Here is a 17,616-nt window from a genome sequence, read left to right as displayed (position 1 = left end):
GGGAACCCCGGCTCGCCGCGTTTCGTCTCATCCGGGACACAACCGTTCGGGAAGGATGACGGAATGCGCGCAAACGCCACACTCCGGATCGGCATCGCCATGGCAGCAGGGACGGTCGCCGCGGGTTGCGCGACCGGATCGGAATCGCCGGCCGCCCCTTCATCGCCGGCCACCTCACCCAGTGCGGCTCCGGCTCCTTCGGAGCCTGCTCGCGAGCCTGGCGACAACCCACCCGCGACCGGCTGGGTCAGCGGATTGGTCACCCGCGGTGGTCAAGGTCCGTGCTACGGCTTCACCGCCGACGACGGTACGCGGTACGCGCTGTACAACGCCGACGGCAAAGAGCTGACCCAGGGCGATCGGGTGAAGGTGCAGCTGGAGACCACGATGATCCGGATCTACTGCGGGCCCGGCAACCTGATGGCGATGACCGATGCCGAACCGATCAAGTGAGTCTTGCGGGCTACCGTGACAGCGCCGCATAGTCTGACCACATGGACGAGTCGTTCGTACTGACGGAGGGGCCGTGGAGCCATCGCTTCGTCGGCGCCAACGGCACCCGTTTCCACGTCGCCGAGGTCGGCACCGGCCCTCTGGTGCTTTTCCTGCACGGCTTCCCGGAGTACTGGTGGGCCTGGCACGACATCATGGTCAGCGTCGCCGACGCGGGCTTCCGGGCCGCCGCGATCGACCTGCGTGGTTACGGCGCCAGCGACAAACCACCCCGGGGTTACGACGGATACACGATGGCCGCCGACGTCACCGGCCTGATCCGTGCCCTCGGTGAGCGATCGGCGACCGTGGTCGGCGCCGGAGCGGGCGGCATGATCGGCTGGGCGGCCGCGTCCTTCCACCCGAAACTGGTCAACCGGCTCGTCGTGCTCGGTGCGGCACACCCGTTGCGGCTGCGGGCGGCGCTCTTCGCCGATCCACGCGGACAGTTCGCGGCGTCCTCCGCCATCGTGCGGTTCCAGGTGCCGCGGTTCGAGCACGTGCTCACCCGGGACGACGCCGCGCTGGTCGGCGAGCTGATGTCCAAGTGGAGCAGCCCGAAATACGCTGACTCGGAGGAGTTCGGCGATTACGCGTACCGATGCCGGAAGGCCTTGCAGATCCCGCAGGCGGCGTTCTGCGCGCTGGAGGCATATCGCTGGGTCGCGCGTAGCGCGCTGCGCCTTCAGGGGTACCGGTTCGTCAAGCTGATGCAGCGTCCGTCGAGCGTGCCCACCCTGCAGCTGCACGGTTCGCTGGACACCGCGGTGCTGCCGCGCACCGCACAGGGCTCGGGGCGTTACGTGACCGCGCCGTACGAGTGGCGGCTCATCCCGGAGACCGGCCACTTCCTGCACCGCGAGGCACCCGACGTGGTCACCGGCGAGATCCTGCGCTGGCTGAAGACACCGGCCTGACCTGCTTTCAGACCTTGTGTTCGTAGAGGTCGCGGACCTCGGCGGCGGGCGCCCAGCCCTGGTAGACGCCGTAATCGAACTCTTCGAGGCCGAGCCGGCGGGCGACGGGAGCACGGCCACCGGTGTATTCCAGGCGTAGCCAGCTGTCCGCCTCGGCAAGCACGATGAACGGCTCACCGCGCCACGTGCAGAGGGTACGCACGTACGCGATCTCGTCGTACTCGTCAGGCTCGATGACCCGGACGTACCGTCCCGGCTTGACCTCGTCGAAGCCCTCCTCGGGACCGGTGGCGTAGATGCGCACCTTGTCCCCGTCGGGCGCCGCGTCGTACTCACGGCCCTGCCAGGTCACCACGTAACCGTCACGCATCACTGCTCACCCACCCGGCGCCACAGCGGGGCGTCCGTGTCGAAGATCGCCAGCATCCGCTCGTTGCCGTCCGCGTCGATCTGCCACAGCTGCGCGCCGTGCGGCAGCCGGACACTGTCCACCTTGAACTCGGCGATCACGTCGCGGCCCTCGCCGGGCGCGAACCCGTTGCCCCGGAACGGCGGCCGCTCGATCACCCAGCCGTCCATCGCCCGGAGCGCCTGCTCGTTCTGACCGCCGTACGGAATCCGGTAAAGACTCGGCCGGTATGCCGGCCACCGCAGCACGAACGCTTCCTTGACGTCCTGCTGGAACGGCGAGGCCTCGTAGGTGAGCCCGAGCGCACCGAACAGCTCCGCCGGAGTGCGCAGGTGCTCGACTTCCGAAGCACGGTGCACGAAACCGGCAATCCGGTCGTACCCACGGTCCAGGTAGTAGTCGACCTGCGCTGCGGAGATCGTCTTCTGCATGACGGTCGCGGACTGCGCCTCGTCGCTTGCCGGTTCCGGCGCGGGGACCGGGCTGAAGGTCTCCTCGGCGGTCGGGCCGTCGACCGGCTCCGCTCCGAGGCCGGCCTCGGTGGCCCAGTTGGCCAGCGCGATGATCTGCGCGCCCGGGTATTTCGCCCCGACCGGGGTGCCCGGGTTGACCGCGAACGACCAGGCCTGGTCGGGCCAGTTGCGGATCAGGTCGTAGAACCGGACGCCGACCGTCCGGGTCGGCTCGCCGAAATGATCGGAGAGCCGGTCCCGGCTCGTGAAGACGATCAGGAACCGCTCGCCGTCGACCTCTTCCGGCAGGAACGCGAAGCCCGACTCACCCGGCGAACTGCCCGGCCGGGAGTGGCTCGCGACCGGCACCAGCACGTTCGCCAGCAGGAGCGTGGAGAGGAAGACGTCGGTGTTGCCCGCGTCGGCGGCGTCCTGAAGGTCGCGCTCGACCTCGTTGGCGGGCAGGAACTCGACGGCGTCGACGCTGTCCGCCGGCGACTGACCGCCGGTCGCCGAGCCGGCCACACCGAGACCGGAGGCGGCCGGGTTGTTGTTCCCGTAGTTCGCCTGAGCCACCGGGATGACCTGGGTCTGGTACGCGTTCCCGTAACCGGGCGCGGCGTACGCCGAAGCCGGGCTGCCCTGCGGCGGCATGCCGGGGATCTGCGGCACCGGCGGGGCGGCGTAGGCAGCGGGAGGCGCCGGAACAGCCGGAACCGCGTAAGCACCGGGCACAGCCGGCGACCCCGGAGCCGCGTACGCGTTCGGAGCGGCTGCCGGAGCGGCATAGGCGCTGGGAGCGGCTGCCGGAGCGGCGTAGGCGCTGGGAGCGGCTGCCGGAGCGGCGTAGGCGCTGGGAGCGGCTGCCGGAGCGGCGTATGCCTGTGGTGCCGCGTAGGCGGCCGGGGGTCCCGGGATGACCGGCGGTGCGAGGCCGGGAGCACCAGCGGGCACCCCAGCCGGAAGCGTCTGGATCGACGGCGGCAGCCCGGAGGGGCCGAAGCGGTCGGCGCCGGGCTGAGCCTGCTCAGCCGCCGGCTGACGGCTGCCGAGCGCCTGCGCGGCGGCCGCCATCGAGGCAGGGCGCTCCGACGGCGGGGTGACCTGACGGCGAGGCAGACCATTCCCGGGTCCGTCCGGGGCCTGCAGAGCCGAGACCGGCAGAGCCGGATCCGCCTGCCCGGAGACTCCCTGACCGAAGGGGTTCTGGCCCGAGGGGTTCTGACCCGAGAGGTTCTGACCCGAGGCACCCTGGCCGGGGGCTCCCTGGCCGGGGGCTCCCTGGCCGAGGGCTCCGTGAGCGGCCGCGGCCAGCGGGGACGCCGGACCCTGTGGGAACGACGGCGCCTGAGCCGGCGCGGCGGGCGCCGGCGGCGCGGATGCGGCCGGAGCTGACGCTGCGGGTGAAGAACCCGACTTGGAGAAGCCGGGGAAGCTGGTGAACGCGGCAGCGCTACTGCCGGCCTGCCCTGTCCCCGCCGACTGCCCAGGCTGGCGGCGCGGCAGAGCGGCTCCAGCTCCAGCTCCGGCTCCGGCTCCGGCTAGCCCACCACCGGAAGGCGGCGCGGCCGAGACCGGAGCGGCAGGCGCAGGCTGCGCTGACCGAGGAGCAGCCGGTGCGGGCGGGGCGAACTGCGAGGCAGCCGGCGCGGGCGGTGCGAACTGAGCAGCAGCGGGCGTGGGGGTTGCCGGTGCGGGGGCGACCGGCGGGCGCTGGCCCGACCAGATCGGCGCGAACTCCGTCTCGGCCGGGTCGTAAGGCGCGACGTGCTCCGGAACCGGCGGCGTGTTGGCCATCGGCTGCCGGACCGGCAGCGGAGCACCTAGGTCCTGCAGCGGGCCGCGCGGGTCCTGTTCCGGGTTGAACTGGCCGGACGGCTTGTCCCAACCCGGCGTCGCCAGACCAGCGCCCGGCGTCGGCCCACCGATGGCCGGCGTCGACCCACCGACGCCCGGCGTAGACCCACCGGCCGGACCGGTCGGACGAGCGGGCAACGGCGGAACCGCGGGCGGCTGATAGGCGGCAGGAGCTGCAGCCGGGGCAGGAGTAGCCCCCGGAGCAGCGGGAGCAACCGGAGCAGCGGGAGCAACCGGCGGGGCAGCGGGCAGCGGGGCAGCGGCCGGCGCCGGCACAGCCGGCGCCTGGTAGGCCGCCGGCGGCTGGTAAGCAGCCGGGTTTCCCCCGGGAGCAGCGGTGCCGGGGGTCCGCACGGGCAGGCCCGCAGGCGTCGAAGCCGGCGCCTCAGGAGCACGAAGCGGCAGGCCGCCAGGCGCCTCCGCACCACGAACCGGCAAGCCACCAGGCGCCTCCGCACCACGAACCGGCAAGCCACCAGGCGCGGAAGCGGGAGCGGCCGTCGGGCGGACCGGCAGGCCGGCAGGCCCGGCCGGAGCAGCACCAACCGGCGCAACAGGCGCAACAGCGGGAGCGGGCGACCCGGCAGCAACCGGACCGGCAGCCGCGGGAACGGCAACCGGCGACGAGTCATGAGTAGGCCCGCCGACAGCCTCGGAGCTCCGGCTGGCAGCGAGCGCCGCCGCACCGATCTCCTGGATCTTCGACGCGGCGCCCTGCACCTCGCGACCCGGGCCACGGGTCGGCAGCCGCAGGTCGCCACGGGCGAGCTGGGCCACGAACCAGGCCGGAAGGTATCCCTCGACGGGCAGGCCCGGATTGACGGCGAGCCACCACTCGAGGTTGGGCCAGGTATTGGCCAGCTCCGCATAAGGCACACGTCGTGCCGAACCGGTGTAGTCAGCGAGGCACGACTTCAGCGCGGCCTGTGAGGTGAAGGCGAGCACATGCGTACGCCCACCGGTGCTCCACGTCCCCCAGCCCAGAGGTGCCAGACCCGCTAACGCGTCGGCAGAAACTGGTAACAGAAGGTCGACACCGGAGAGAATGCGGAAGTAGGACTCCTGATCGTCGGTGCGCAACGCATCGCGCATGGCGACCTCGGCGTCCGTAGCCGGTTCCCACTCGGACACGTCCACCCTCTCCCTACACTGCGAAGCGCCACGCCGCGAACGAGCCAACTCAACGCGTATAACCTACAAGGTCAGGCCGCAATCACAATGGGCAGCGGCATGCTGACTACCGAGTCGTTTTCGCAGCGTTCCCGGCACGAGATCCAGCGGACCCCGCGAACCACTATTGATCGCCGGGCGCGATCATCCAACCACCGATGGTAGTTGCGCAAGTCGCCGACGTCAGTACGCGAACGGGCGATGCCAAATCGCCGCCTGGCGCGGTCACCCGAACCGCTGGGTAGCCACCCGTTCGGTCTCCGCGTAATCGGCCGCTGACTCGTCCAGAGCGACTCTGATCTGCCGCAGAATCGTCTGGAGATCCTCGGAGGCGGCACGCCAGGTGGCCTGGCGTTGCTCGTACGCCTCCCGGGCCGTGCCGGACCAGGTCGCCACGAGCGGGCCGGCGTCGCGCTCCAGCTGATCGAGCTGAGCGCGGAGGGCGAGCAGCGCCTTGTCGATGTCCGCGCCGGCCTGCCGCAACGCGACGAAGCTGACCCGGAGAAGTCCGTTGTTCATCGATTTCCCCCGGAAGTCAGAGCGGAAGCTCGATCGAGCCACCGGACCGGGCCATCCGGGCTGCCGCGCCCGCGTCGGCGGCCTGATATCCGCCGCCCGCCGATCGGATCGCCTCGGCGGTTTCGGCAAGTGCCCCGCCGAGTCGCCGCAGATCGGCCGCGTACTGCGACCGGGCCCGCTCGAACGCCTCCGCGCCGAGCCCGCGCCAGGCCCCCTGCAACACCGACAACTCGGACATCAGGCCTCGCAACGTACCTTGCAGCGCATCGTTCACCTGATCGAACTTCGCCGCGGTGCGAGTCATCACCGCCAATTCGGCCTGCGTTTCGGTCATTTCGGATCCACCCCTCGACCCTCGCCGGAACATCTGTTGTGGACTGTTGCACGCCATCGACACAGATCACTAGGCGTGCGATTTCGCATCCGACGTTAGCGGGATTCAGGACATCGGGACGGCGCGATTCGCAGCCTGTGGACAACCGGGCCAACCGCCTGTGGACAACCTCGTCCGGACACCACCCGAGCCCTACCATGGCCTGGTGACCGGGCAGCTATCCGTCCGGAGTGGACGGCTTTTACGCGTACCCATGAATCAGCTGGTCGCAACGCAGGCCGCCGCCGTACTGATGCTTCTCGGCGCCGCAGGCGGCGGCCTCGCGGTGACGTGCGCCGCGTGCGCCGCCGCCGGCTTGTTGACGATCACTTGGGTACGCATCCGCGGGCGCTGGGTGTTCCAATGGCTCGGCCTGGTGGCGCGATTCGCCGCGCGCCGCCGCATCCGGGCTCTCGGCGATCCGCCGGCGATCCTCGCCCTGGTCGCGCCGGGCACCCGGCTGGCGACGACGAGACTGTCCGGCGAGCCGGCCGCCGTCCTGATCGACGATCTCGGCCTGACCGCGCTCGTCGAGCTGCCCACGCTGCCGCGCTTCGACTCACTGGATCTTGATCCCGCGATCCGGCTCCAGCTGGTGCTGACCGGCGTGCCGGCGACGACCACCCGCGCCGGCCCGGCCGCGATCTCCTACCGGGCGCTGAGCCGCGGTGATCCACTGGCGCGATTCCGGATGATTCTGGCGATCCGGGCGCTGCGCCAGGGCACCGAGCCGGACGAGCATCTGCGTCGCGCCCTGACGGCCGCGATCCGCAAACTGCGGCGCGAGCTGGGAACTTCGGCCGCCGGGCCGTTGACCGAGACAGCGACGGTACGCGTGATCGCCGAGCTGGCACATGCCGAGGCAGGCGCCGGCCTGCACGAGACGTGGAACGGCTTGACGATCGGCGGCCTGACACAGGCGACGTTCCGGTGCAGCCCGGAACCCGGCGCCGCCGTCTCCGCGCGGCTGATCTCCCGGCTGCTGCACCTGCCCGCGACCGCCACCACCGTGGCCCTGACCTTCGACCCGCCGTCACTGTCGGTCCGGATCGCCTCTCCCCTACTGGGGCCGGCTGTTCAAGATCTGGGCCGGCTCGTGGCGAGCGAGCGGATGACAGTTCGGCGCCACGACGGCGAGCACCTGGCCGGTCTGTCCGGGACACTTCCGCTGGCCGGCATCGTTTCCGGTAATCCCGGCATCGGACCGGCCCTGCCCACCATCAACCACGGTCTGATGCTGGGCCGCAGCCGTCAGGGCCGTCCGGTGCTGATCCGTCCGTTCCGCCCCGAGCCGACCCGCACGGTCCTGGTCGGCACGACCCGATGCGCACAGCTGATCGCCTTCCGCGCGCTGGCCGTCGGTGCCCGCGTCCTGGTCAGCACGGACCGGCCGGCCGCCTGGGCGCCCCTGCTGCACGGCCTGGACGGCGACGAGTCGCTGAGGTTGCATTCGGGCCAGGTACCCGCCGGCTCACCGCTGCGGCCCGTCCTGCTCGTGCAGGACGGCGGTCCAGGCATCAGCGCGACTCTTCCTTGGGTGACAACGCTGACCGTTCTCGAACAGATGGACGCCGGTCTCGCCGCCTCCGCCGACCTGCTGCTGCTTCAGCCGCTCACGCCGGACGAGGCAGCAGCGCTCGGGCCGGCCCTCGCTCTCGGCGAGACAGCCGGCCTGCTGACCCGGATGAGTCCCGGCACGGTCGCCGTCGTCACGTCGCAGGCGGTCCGCTGGGCGGCGCTCACCCCGACGTCCGTCGAGAAAGTCCTGATCGGGCAGCCCGCACGCATCCTCGCCCTACAGCGAAATAAGCGACAAATCTCGATCTGATCGGGTTCGCTGGTCGCACCTGGATGAAGATCGCGGGGTGTCGCTCCCAACGCTGGCCCGCGCGTGGCACGATCCCCTGCCATGGGCATCCTCATCCGGCTGTTGATCACGGCCGTCTCGCTGTGGATCGCGACCCTGGTGATCGACGGAATCGACCTCACCTCCGACACGGCGGCCGGCAAAGCGGGCACGCTGATCGCCGTCGCGGTGATCTTCGGTGTGGTCAACGCGATCCTGCGGCCGATCATCAAGGTTCTCGGCTGCGGCCTCTACGTTCTCACGCTCGGCCTGATCGCGCTCGTCGTGAACGGCCTGCTGTTCCTGCTCACCAGCTGGATCGCCGGTGAGCTGGACCTCGGCTTCCACGTCGACAGCTTCTGGCCGGCCGCGCTCCTCGGCGCGCTGCTGGTCGGCGTCGTGAGCTGGGTGCTGAACATGCTGGTACCGGACGGCGACGACTGACAGCGATTCAGGAGGGCACCGGCCACGGCGCCCTCCTGATCGTTTTTGAATCGACAGGCCAGGCACCTCGAATTGGCCTGGTGTCCGCAGTCACAACAGCAAGGACCGCTCCCCATCCCGCGCCTTACGGTGAGGGCATGAGCGATGAGCGGCGCGGATATCTGTACGGCCTGACGGCGTACACGCTCTGGGGCTTCTTCCCCATCTACTTCAAGCTGCTGCAGCCCTCGCCGGCTTTGGAGATCCTCTCGCATCGGATCGTCTGGTCCGTGCTGTTCGTGGCGCTGCTGCTCACTGTGGCCCGCAACTGGTCGTTCCTCGGCCGGCTCCTGCGCACCCCGCGCCTGCTCGGTGGCATCACCCTGGCCGCGGTGCTGATCGGTATCAACTGGGGCACGTACATCGCGGCGGTGAACTCGTCACGGGTGGTCGAGACAGCGCTCGGTTACTTCATCACCCCGTTGGTCAGCGTCCTGCTCGGCGTCACCGTGCTGCGGGAACGTGTCAGGGTCTGGCAGTGGGTCGCCGTCGGGATCGGCGCCCTGGCGGTCGTGATCCTCACCCTCGACTACGGGCATCTTCCGTACGTCGCGCTGACCCTGGCCGCCTCGTTCGGCTGCTACGGCTTGATCAAGAAGCGGATGTCGCTGCCGCCGGCCGAGGGGTTGTTCGTCGAGTCGGGTGTGCTGGCTCTGCCCGCTCTCGCGTACCTGACCTGGTTGAACCTGTCCGGTGGCGCTGAGTTCGGGCATGTGTCGGCGACGCACACCGCCCTCATGCTGGTCTCCGGCATCGCCACCGCGGTCCCGCTGCTGCTCTTCGCCGGCGCCGCGAACCGGGTGCCGCTCGTCGGCCTCGGCATCCTGCAATACGTGGCACCGATCCTTCAGCTGGCCTGCGGCGTACTGATCTATCACGAGCCGATGCCGGCGGCCCGGCTTGCCGGGTTCGGTCTGGTCTGGCTCGCGCTTGTGGTCTTCACCTTCGACGGCATCCGGCACACCCGGGCCGCGGCGCGGGAACGTGCGGCGGCCGCCGCGACGGCCGCCACCGCCGGCGGGTCGGCCGCCGCCACCCTGCCCTCCCGCTGAGTTCTGCGGGAGGAGTTCTCAGTCGAACCCGGGAAGGTCGTACGTGAGCATCGCCTTCCCGTCGAACCGCACGATCTCGAGCTTGGAGAGGCTGCCCTCGCCGAAGTGCGTCGCGCCGGGCATCCGGAAATCGGTGCCGGGCTGCGCCAGCCACGATCCAAGCTGTTCCTTCTGCTCATCCGGCCCGTACGCGATCAGCCGGAACGTGTACGCCTGATCCGCCGACTCGCTGTATGAGCACTGCATCTCCACCCTGGTTCCGCCCGGCGTGTTGCTCAGCCGGACCGTGGCGGTGATCGGGGAGACGCCGCCGACAGGTGTCATCGCGAGGGCCGGACCGGGCGGCGGTGTCGTCGGTGTCTCCTGGTTCAGTCCCCAGGCGACCACGCCGCCACCGATCAGCAGGACCAGCACGGCCGCCACCGCGGTGCTGAGAACGCGGATCGACAGTGCTCGTGCACGCGTACGCCGGGCAACCGGCCGGCGGCGCTGAACCGGCGCGCCAAGGGTGGGATCGAGCAGCTTCGCGAACTCGTCGGCGTCGAGGCGATCCAGCATGTCCGGTACCCGGGAAAGATCCGCTACCGCTTCCCTGCAGAACGAACAACTCGCCAGGTGGCTCTCGTAGGCCGCCCGCTCCCCCGGCGACAGCGCGCCAAGGACGTAGGCGGCGTCATCGTGCCCGTCCTCGCATCGCATGCACACCGCCTCCAACCGGCTCGTCCGTCCCGGTCTCTGGTACGCGGTATCTGGCGCGAAGGTTCAACGATTCCTTAGAGCCCCCGGTCAGGCCGTGGCGGCCCAAACGCGGAGAGCCACCAGCCTTTCGGGCAATCGTGTTGGCCCGATCGAGCTTCGGCTATGCCGTCGCGGACTCTCCGCCGGAGAGCGCCTCAGCCACATTTCGAGCCGCCGCGGTGAGTTTCGCCCGGACCACCCGAGCCGAGGTCAGCATCTCGGCAGCAGGCATCGAGCACGCCAGGACAAGGCGGCGTTCCATGTCTCGATCCGCGACGACGACCACCGCCGCGGACGCCAGCCCCTGCCGGAACTGTCCCATTTCGATCTGCATGCCGCGCCGCTCGCCTGCGGTCAGGTCGGCCTCGAGGGCTTCCGGGGTGGTGAGTGTGGTCGGGGTGAATCCGCGCATCCCGTAATCCCGGAGGTATCGCGAACGCTGGTCCGGGGTGAGCGTGGCGAGCAGCGCCTTGCCGAGCGCGGTGGCATGACCGCCCTCGTCGAAACCGGGCGCGACATCGTCGAGGAACGGGGATCGGGCACCTTCGGCCGACGCGGTCACCGCTATCCGGCCGCCGACGAAGCGGCCGAGGTAGTGGCTGTAGCCGGTGTCCAGGGCGGCGCGCCGCAGCGCCTCGCCGACAGCCGGTGGGCCGCGGAACGCGGAAACCAGCTCGCGGTATCGATCGGCTATCTCCAGCCCGACGATGTACGTGCCGTCCTCACGCCGGATCACATAACCCTCGTAAGCCAGCGTTCGCACCAGGTGATAGGTCGTCGCGACGGTCAGCTCGCAACGCCGAGCGATCTGCTTGACGGTGAGTCCACGCGGCGCCCGCCCGACCGATTCCAGGACGCGCAAGGCGCGCGACACGCTCCGGATGAGATCTGACGGCTCCGCTAGAGGGTCACGCACAGCTACCTCCGAGGCCCAGGGACTTACACCATATGAAGAATCGTTCGTCGACGGAATGCCAAACCCATGTGGATCACGATCGATTTGCACAGCGGGTGTGATCAATAGGACTGTGCGCAGCCGGAGACACCGATCCTGACTTAGTCTGCGACGAGTGCGAGAGGCGAAGATCAACCCGAATGGAACCGGTTTCTCCAGCATGAACGCGGGATGGGTCACCGCCGGAGCGGTTACCACGACCATCGCTGTTTCGATACCCGTCTTCCTGGTCGGAGGTCTCGCCGTTCAGGTCGGCGAGGAACTTGATTTCTCCCCGGCAGGCCTCGGTCTCGCCGTTTCCGCCTACTTCGGAGTGAGTGCGCTGGCTTCGGTGCCGGCCGGAACCCTCGTCGAGCGTTACGGCGCCACCCGGATCGCACGCACCGGCATCACCCTCGCCGCCGTCTCCCTGATCGCCGTAGCGGCCTTCGCGCGGTCACTGTGGACGCTCATGGCAATCCTCGCCCTCGGCGCCGCCGCCAACGCCATGGGGCAGCTGGCGAGCAACACCAGCCTGTCCCGGCACGTCCCGGCCCGGCGGCAGGGGCTGACCTTCGGCATCAAGCAGGCCGCCATCCCGGTCAGCACGCTGCTGGCCGGCGCTGCCGTACCGGTGGTGGCACTGACCGTCGGATGGCGCTGGGCGTTCGTCCTGGCCGGGCTGGCCGCAGCGGCGGCCATTCCACTGGTGCCCCGGGACACGGGGAATCGCCGCCGGGCCACCGAGACCGGTCAGGCCACCACGGCCCTGGTCGTCATCGGCGTGGCCGCCACCCTGGCGGCCGGATCAGCGAACGCGCTCGGCACCTTCGTGGTCGCCTCCGCGGTGGACCGTGGCATCGCGCCCGGACCGGCCGGCCTGGCGCTGACCCTCGGTGGCGCGATCTGCGCGACGGCCCGGATCACCGGCGGCTGGCAGGCCGACCGGCGCCCGGACCGGCAGGTCGGCGTGATCGCGGCCCTGCTCGCCACCGGGGCCGTCGGACTGGCCCTGCTGGCGACACCCGGGCCGGTGGCGATGGTGGCCGGAATCGTGCTCGGCTTCGGGTTCGGCTGGGCTTGGCCGGGTCTGATGAACTTCGCCGTGGTCCGGCTGCACCCACAGGCACCGGCGGCGGCCACGTCGATCACCCAGACCGGCGTCTATGCGGGCGGGTGCGTGGGGCCGCTCGGCTTGGGGGCCATCGCAGGATATGCCGGTTATCCGGCGATGTGGACAGCGTCCGCGGCCGCGATGCTCAGCGCGGCCGGCCTCATGCTGCTCGGGAGTCGCCTGTTGCGGCAGCACAGTGCCGCATAGGCGCTGACCAACCGTGCCGTGCCGTGCCGTGCCTCGATCTTGGTGGGTTGAGTAGCGACGTCGGCGCACAGCCGCATCCGTCACGGGTGTTCGCACTCGGGTTTCGCCACTTGTGGAGCGGTAGCGGGTTCGGGGTGACGTAGCGGTTTCTTTGGCGCGAGGTGCCGTCCGGAGATCTTGTGCGGTTTAGCCGGGTGATCAACCACGAGTGCACGAGTTTGCGGGACGATCCTCCGTGGCATGTCGATTTCGGGTGGTTGGTGAGCGTTGTGGTGACGCTCTGCAACCCGGCAGGCGAACAGCGCCGGATCTTGGAGACTCGTGGGGGCCCGATGCCAGGCGTTCTATGCCCCACAGGTCTCCAAGATCCGGCTGACGCGGAGCTTCACAGTTTCCCACGTCGTGAATGCCGGTGCTTCACAGATCTTGTGGAGTTCGGCGAACCGTTCGCGCGGAATTCCACAAGATCGGCCGGGCCCTTTCGATCTTGCGGAGTTACGCGGAGGCGTCTGCGGGGAAGTCCACAAGATCCACGGCCGAGCAGCGCGGAGCCAAGCGGCGCACAGCAGAACGGTGCAGGGCGATGCGGCACGGTGCAGGGCGGGGCAGGGCGGAGCGGCGTGCCTGCGGCGGAGCGGCGTGCCTGCGACGAAGCGGCGTGCCTGCGGCGGAGCGGCGTGCGCCTGCGGCGGAGCGGCGTGCCTGCGGCGGAGCGGCGTGCCTGCGGCGGAGCGGCGTGCCTGCGGCGGAGCGGCGTGCCTGCGGCGGAGCGGCGTGCCTGCGACGGAGGGCGTCAGCGTCCGGCATAGCAGTGAATCTTGCGTCGTGGCTGATCGCGGTCTGTGTCGGGAACCGGGTCGGCCGGGCGGATTCGCAGGGACACCAGGTGTTACGCGATGAGCTCGGTCGCCGGGCGGGACCGCAAATGGCGAAAGTCGAGTTCGCGAGAAGCCACAAGATCGGAAAAGCCCCGCCGATCTTGTGGCTTTCTGCCGCGACGGGTTCGGAGAATTCAACAAGATCGCCCCCGGCGGGCGGGCGAGCAGCCGGACGGGCGAGCGAGCGCCCGGACACAGGGCGGGGGCCGCCTGCTGGCCGCCGGGCGGGCGGGCGAGCACTCGGGCGGGCACGCGGGCACGCGGACACGCGGGCACGCGGACACGCGGACACGCGGGCGAGCACGCAGACACGCGGGCGAGCACACGGGCACCCGGGCACGCGGGCGAGCACTCGGGCAAGCAGCCGGACGCGCGGGCAAGTGCAGGCGAGTGCGCGGACACACAGGCGAGCACGCACGGGCACACGCGCGACCACGCAGGATCGGTCAGAGACGACTTAGTTGGTGCGGTCGGCGATGAAGTCGCAGAGGGCTTCGAGGGTTCGCTTCGCCTCGCCGGTCGGGAGCGGGCCGAGGCTCGCGCGGGCGTCCTCGGTATAGGTGCGGACCGTCTCGCGGGCCTGCTTCATCGCCGCCGACTCGCGCAGCAGTGTGAGCGCCTCGGCGTGCAGGGCGTCGTCGGTGATCGGGCCGGCCGAGAGCAGCTCCCGCAGCCGGACCGCTGACGCGTCGGTGTCGTCGCCGGCCAGCGCGTAGAGCACCGGCAGCGTCGGCACGCCCTCACGCAGGTCGGTGCCGGGCGTCTTGCCCGACTGGACCGACTCGGAGGCGATGTCCAGAAGGTCGTCGGAGAGCTGGAAAGCGATGCCGATGATCTCGCCGTATTGCGCGAGAGCCTCGACGTGCTCCGGCTCCGCGCCGGAGAAGAGCCCGCCGAACCGTGCCGCGGTGGCGATCAGCGAGGCGGTTTTCTCCTTGATCACGTCCAGGTAGTGCTCGATCGGGTCGGTGCCGCGCGGGCCGACCGTCTCGGCGATCTGGCCGTGCACCAGGCGGGCGAACGTCTGCGCCTGGAGGTGCACCGCCTCCGTCCCGAGCTGGGCGGCCAGGTCGGCGGCCTGCGCGAAGAGGTAGTCACCGACCAGGATCGCCACCGAGTTGCCCCAGCGCGCGTTCGCGCTGGGCGCGCCCCGGCGCACGGCGGCCTCATCCATGACGTCGTCGTGGTAGAGCGTCGCGAGGTGCGTCAGCTCGACCACGTTTGCCGCATCGACGATCTGCGGCGAGGTGGGATCACCGAACTGCGCCCCGAGCGCCACCAGCAACGGCCGGAACCGCTTGCCCCCGGCATCGGCGAGATGGCGCGAGGCCTCGGCCACCAGAGGGTCGGCGCTGGCCACATGGCCGCGCAGCGCTTCCTCCACAGCGGCCAGCGTCGCCGACACCGACGCGTCCATCGCGGGATCGACGTCGAGGCCCAGCGACGACAGCGTCAGATCACCGGTGCTCACCACGCATCTCACGATGCCATACCCCTCCGACGGTTTCAGTCCCAGGGTGGCAAGGGACAAGATCCAAAATCCGACAGCAAATGTACGCGCCAGCGCATGCGCCCTGAGCTGACGCGGGTGCGCCGGCGCCGGACGGTCAGGGGTTGCGGACCCGGGAGCGGATCGTGCGGTACTCGGCCCACGGGATCGACGGACGGGCCAGGCCGCGGCGGTTCAGGTAGTTCTTTGTGGCGGCTCGGGTCGCCCGCAGGATTCGCAGCTGGTCGAGGGCGCCGGCCTTGTGTCGCGCGCCCGGCTCGACGAGGCGTTCGGGGCGGAGCAGCCAGCCGCCCTGGTCGGCGACCAGTTCGCCGCGGACGCTCGCGTTGTAGAGGTTCCACAGCTTGTCGTCGTGCCGGTGCACGAGCAGCCCGGCCGGTCCGGCTGCGACCGGGACGTCACCGGGGACGGCGACTCGATAGCCACCCTCCTCCGCGGTGACAGTGGTCCGCAGCAGCACCGGCGCGCCGGACTCGTCCACCGCGGTCAGCACCACCGAGTCGAATGATGCGAGCGCCTCCGCGCCCAGCAGCCCGCTGCCGGCCAGGGCTCCGGAACCGCCTGCCGGCTGCGGCAGCGGGCGCTCGATCACCTCGGTAGGCGTCACCGTGATGAGCAGACGCATGTAATAGAAATCGGTCATCTGCGTCATCGGCCAGTCGAGGTAGGCCTGCGAGCTCGGCTGCCGCTCCATGAGCCGGCCCCAGAGCTGCCCCAGATCGCCCCGCGGCTCGGTGTGTACGACGTCCGGGCAGGTCGCGTGGCCGCGTACCAAGATTTGCCGGGGATTTTCCAGGCCGCTCGCGGTGGGGTTCGAGAAGAGCAGCGCGACCCGGCCGTCCCGGCGCACGTTGAACGCCTTCTGCGGATAGCCCAGCGCCGTGGTCAGCAGGATCGTCCCGTCCGCCTTCACCAGCCCGGACGTGGGCCAGGCGACCGGTGAGCCGCTCTTGGTGAGCGTCGCGAACTCGCAGGTGCGGTACGCCTCGATGGACTCCACGAGTGAGGAACCGGGCGTCAGAAGAACAGTCGAGTCAGACACGGCGCGCATCGTAGGCATAAAGCGATAAACGTCCGATAGACACCGAGGCCCCGGCTGGACAGCCGGGGCCTCGTCTATGGTCCAAGTCGGTCAGCGGACGAACTGCCCCGCCTGCTCGGTCAGCTCCAGCAGCGGTGCCGGGGCCACACCCAGCGCCACCGTGGCGATCACGCCGAGCCCCAACGCCGTGGCGGTGAGGAAGCCCGGGATGGAGACCGCCGGCGTCGTCTCGCCCGGCTCGGAGAGCCACATCAGCACGACGACACGAAGGTACGGGAAAGCAAGCAGCATGCTGGAGATGACACCGAAGATCACCAGCCAGGTCTGTCCGCCTTCGATCGCTGCTCCGAAGACCGCGAACTTACTCATGAATCCGCTGGTCAGCGGAATGCCGGCGAAGGCGAGCAGGACGAACGTGAACGTGGCGGCGAGCAGCGGGCTCTTCCGCCCGATGCCGGCCCACCGGGACAGGTGGGTGGCCTCGCCGTCGGCGTCCCGCACCAGGCTGATGATCGCGAACGCCGCGAGCACCGAGAAGCCGTACGCGACCAGATAGAACAGCGTGCTGGACAGACCCGCCTCGTTCATCGCCAGCACGCCCACCAGCAGGTAACCGGCGTTCGCGATCGACGAGTAGGCCAGCAGGCGCTTCAGGTCGGTCTGTGTCACCGCCAGGATCGCGCCGACGAACATGGTGAGCACCGCGATCGTCCCGAGGACCGGCTGGAAGTCCCACTGCACCCCGGCGAACGCGACGTACAGGATGCGCAGCAGCGCACCGAACGCGGCGACCTTGGTGCAGGCCGCCATGAAAGCGGTGACCGGCGTCGGGGCGCCCTGGTAGACGTCGGGCGTCCAGACGTGGAACGGCGCCAGCGCCGCCTTGAACAGCAGACCGATAGAGATCAGTGCGAAGCCGGCGTAGAGCAACACCTGGCTGCGCTGCGGGTTCGTCACCGCGGCCTGCACCGCCTCCAGCTGGATCCCGCCGGCGAAGCCGTAAATGAAGGCCACGCCGAACAGGAAGAAGGCCGAGGCGTACGAGCCGAGCAGGAAGTACTTCAGCGCCGCTTCCTGGCTGAGCAGCCGCCGGCGCCGGGCCAGCGCGCAGAGCAGGTAGAGCGGCAAGGAGAAGACCTCCAGCGCCACGAACATGGTGAGCAGGTCGTTTGCCGCGACGAACAGCATCATGCCGCCGAGGGCGAACGACGTGAGCGGGTAGACCTCGGTGGCGCCCGGCGCTCCGCCGGCCTGCCTCAGGTCTTTCTGCGATCCGACCGTGATCGCGGCCTGCGAGACGAACGCGCCGCCTTTCTCGATCGTGCGCTCACCGATCAGCAGCAGCGACACCGCGCCGAGCACCAGGATGGCGCCCTGCAGGAACAGCGACGGCCCGTCGATCGCGACAGCGCCGCCGATCGTGGTGACCCGGGTGTCGCGCTGCACCACGACGGCCGCGAGCGCCGCCACCACGGCGATCAGTGACAGCACCAGCTGGACACCGTTGCGGACCTTCTGCGGTACGAGTACCTCGACCAGCACGCCGACGCACGCCGCTCCGAAGAGGATCAGCATCGGCAGCAGCGCGCCATAGTTGATCTCGGGAAGTTGTAGTTCTCCCAT

15 protein-coding genes are annotated in these 17,616 nt (G+C 70.0%); 6 read left to right on the top strand and 9 right to left on the bottom strand.

All coding sequences use genetic code 11. The features are described 5' to 3' along the window. The first annotated feature begins 63 nt into the window (after window positions 1–63). Together ACQP2E_RS01310 and ACQP2E_RS01305 are read left to right on the top strand one after the other, a co-directional pair. Window positions 64–453, top strand: a complete 390-nt coding sequence (locus tag ACQP2E_RS01310) for a hypothetical protein (RefSeq protein ID WP_433828061.1) — start codon at window positions 64–66, stop codon at window positions 451–453. Between the two features lie 41 nt (window positions 454–494). After that, window positions 495–1,409, top strand: a complete 915-nt coding sequence (locus ACQP2E_RS01305; protein ID WP_433828060.1) for an alpha/beta fold hydrolase — start codon at window positions 495–497, stop codon at window positions 1,407–1,409. Between the two features lie 7 nt (window positions 1,410–1,416). On the opposite strand, the gene ACQP2E_RS01300 is transcribed toward ACQP2E_RS01305, so the two are convergent. The 4 genes from ACQP2E_RS01300 to ACQP2E_RS01285 all read right to left on the bottom strand — a co-directional run bounded on the left by ACQP2E_RS01300 (window position 1,417) and on the right by ACQP2E_RS01285 (window position 6,150). Then, entirely contained in the window at window positions 1,417–1,782 is a 366-nt protein-coding gene (locus ACQP2E_RS01300) for a hypothetical protein (protein WP_433828059.1), read from the bottom strand. Further along, window positions 1,779–5,258 carry an SseB family protein gene (locus tag ACQP2E_RS01295; protein ID WP_433828058.1) on the bottom strand — a complete coding sequence of 1,160 codons (3,480 nt, stop codon included), beginning with the start codon at window positions 5,256–5,258 and terminating at the stop codon, window positions 1,779–1,781. Before ACQP2E_RS01295 ends, ACQP2E_RS01300 begins: the two co-directional genes overlap by 4 nt. Window positions 5,259–5,522: 264 nt before the next feature. Next, window positions 5,523–5,816: a WXG100 family type VII secretion target gene (locus tag ACQP2E_RS01290; RefSeq protein WP_433828057.1), complete on the bottom strand. Its 294-nt coding sequence runs from the start codon at window positions 5,814–5,816 to the stop codon at window positions 5,523–5,525. Between the two features lie 16 nt (window positions 5,817–5,832). Beyond that, entirely contained in the window at window positions 5,833–6,150 is a 318-nt protein-coding gene (locus ACQP2E_RS01285; protein WP_111651971.1) for a WXG100 family type VII secretion target, read from the bottom strand. A gap of 205 nt (window positions 6,151–6,355) precedes the next feature. Here ACQP2E_RS01285 and ACQP2E_RS01280 point away from each other — a divergent pair, with 205 nt between their 5' ends. The 3 genes from ACQP2E_RS01280 (at window position 6,356) to rarD (ending at window position 9,570) form a co-directional block, all read left to right on the top strand. After that, window positions 6,356–8,017, top strand: a complete 1,662-nt coding sequence (locus ACQP2E_RS01280; protein ID WP_433828056.1) for a type VII secretion protein EccE — start codon at window positions 6,356–6,358, stop codon at window positions 8,015–8,017. A gap of 81 nt (window positions 8,018–8,098) precedes the next feature. Next, window positions 8,099–8,479: a phage holin family protein gene (locus ACQP2E_RS01275; protein ID WP_433828055.1), complete on the top strand. Its 381-nt coding sequence runs from the start codon at window positions 8,099–8,101 to the stop codon at window positions 8,477–8,479. Window positions 8,480–8,616: 137 nt separating this feature from the next. Continuing rightward, a complete protein-coding gene (gene rarD, locus ACQP2E_RS01270; RefSeq protein WP_433828054.1) occupies window positions 8,617–9,570 on the top strand; it encodes an EamA family transporter RarD in 954 nt (317 codons plus the stop codon). Between the two features lie 18 nt (window positions 9,571–9,588). Here rarD and ACQP2E_RS01265 read toward each other — a convergent pair whose 3' ends face one another. Together ACQP2E_RS01265 and ACQP2E_RS01260 are read right to left on the bottom strand one after the other, a co-directional pair. After that, window positions 9,589–10,269 (bottom strand): anti-sigma factor family protein, encoded by a 681-nt coding sequence (locus ACQP2E_RS01265; protein WP_433828053.1) that lies wholly within the window; start codon window positions 10,267–10,269, stop codon window positions 9,589–9,591. A gap of 160 nt (window positions 10,270–10,429) precedes the next feature. Then, complete coding sequence (locus ACQP2E_RS01260) at window positions 10,430–11,224, bottom strand: IclR family transcriptional regulator (RefSeq protein WP_433828052.1); 795 nt, start codon at window positions 11,222–11,224, stop codon at window positions 10,430–10,432. A 199-nt stretch (window positions 11,225–11,423) separates the two neighbouring features. Here ACQP2E_RS01260 and ACQP2E_RS01255 point away from each other — a divergent pair, with 199 nt between their 5' ends. Continuing rightward, window positions 11,424–12,563 (top strand): MFS transporter, encoded by a 1,140-nt coding sequence (locus ACQP2E_RS01255; protein WP_433833719.1) that lies wholly within the window; start codon window positions 11,424–11,426, stop codon window positions 12,561–12,563. Window positions 12,564–13,898: 1,335 nt separating this feature from the next. Here ACQP2E_RS01255 and ACQP2E_RS01250 read toward each other — a convergent pair. The 3 genes from ACQP2E_RS01250 to nuoN all read right to left on the bottom strand — a co-directional run bounded on the left by ACQP2E_RS01250 (window position 13,899) and on the right by nuoN (window position 17,616). After that, window positions 13,899–14,858: a polyprenyl synthetase family protein gene (locus tag ACQP2E_RS01250; protein ID WP_433833717.1), complete on the bottom strand. Its 960-nt coding sequence runs from the start codon at window positions 14,856–14,858 to the stop codon at window positions 13,899–13,901. Between the two features lie 190 nt (window positions 14,859–15,048). Then, on the bottom strand, window positions 15,049–15,993 hold the full coding sequence (locus ACQP2E_RS01245; protein WP_433828051.1) for a pyridoxamine 5'-phosphate oxidase family protein: 945 nt from the start codon (window positions 15,991–15,993) through the stop codon (window positions 15,049–15,051). Window positions 15,994–16,083: 90 nt separating this feature from the next. Continuing rightward, window positions 16,084–17,616 carry an NADH-quinone oxidoreductase subunit NuoN gene (gene nuoN / locus ACQP2E_RS01240; RefSeq protein WP_433828050.1) on the bottom strand — a complete coding sequence of 511 codons (1,533 nt, stop codon included), beginning with the start codon at window positions 17,614–17,616 and terminating at the stop codon, window positions 16,084–16,086.

The sequence above is a fragment of the Actinoplanes sp. CA-015351 genome, from assembly GCF_050955685.1.
GTDB lineage: Bacteria > Actinomycetota > Actinomycetes > Mycobacteriales > Micromonosporaceae > Actinoplanes.
Note: the sequence above shows the minus strand (reverse complement) of the source record. Positions and strands in the feature narration are given on the sequence as shown.

What these genes read in the sequence shown, in the direction of transcription:
- ACQP2E_RS01255 (WP_433833719.1), top strand. Translation starts at nt 11,424, where the DNA reads ATGAACGCGGGATGGGTCACCGCCGGAGCGGTTACCACGACCATCGCT.
- ACQP2E_RS01310 (WP_433828061.1), top strand. Translation starts at nt 64, where the DNA reads ATGCGCGCAAACGCCACACTCCGGATCGGCATCGCCATGGCAGCAGGG.
- ACQP2E_RS01275 (WP_433828055.1), top strand. Translation starts at nt 8,099, where the DNA reads ATGGGCATCCTCATCCGGCTGTTGATCACGGCCGTCTCGCTGTGGATC.
- ACQP2E_RS01285 (WP_111651971.1), bottom strand. Translation starts at nt 6,150, where the DNA reads ATGACCGAAACGCAGGCCGAATTGGCGGTGATGACTCGCACCGCGGCG.
- nuoN (WP_433828050.1), bottom strand. Translation starts at nt 17,616, where the DNA reads ATGGGAGAACTACAACTTCCCGAGATCAACTATGGCGCGCTGCTGCCG.
- ACQP2E_RS01290 (WP_433828057.1), bottom strand. Translation starts at nt 5,816, where the DNA reads ATGAACAACGGACTTCTCCGGGTCAGCTTCGTCGCGTTGCGGCAGGCC.
- ACQP2E_RS01265 (WP_433828053.1), bottom strand. Translation starts at nt 10,269, where the DNA reads ATGCGATGCGAGGACGGGCACGATGACGCCGCCTACGTCCTTGGCGCG.
- ACQP2E_RS01305 (WP_433828060.1), top strand. Translation starts at nt 495, where the DNA reads ATGGACGAGTCGTTCGTACTGACGGAGGGGCCGTGGAGCCATCGCTTC.
- ACQP2E_RS01250 (WP_433833717.1), bottom strand. Translation starts at nt 14,858, where the DNA reads ATGGACGCGTCGGTGTCGGCGACGCTGGCCGCTGTGGAGGAAGCGCTG.
- rarD (WP_433828054.1), top strand. Translation starts at nt 8,617, where the DNA reads ATGAGCGATGAGCGGCGCGGATATCTGTACGGCCTGACGGCGTACACG.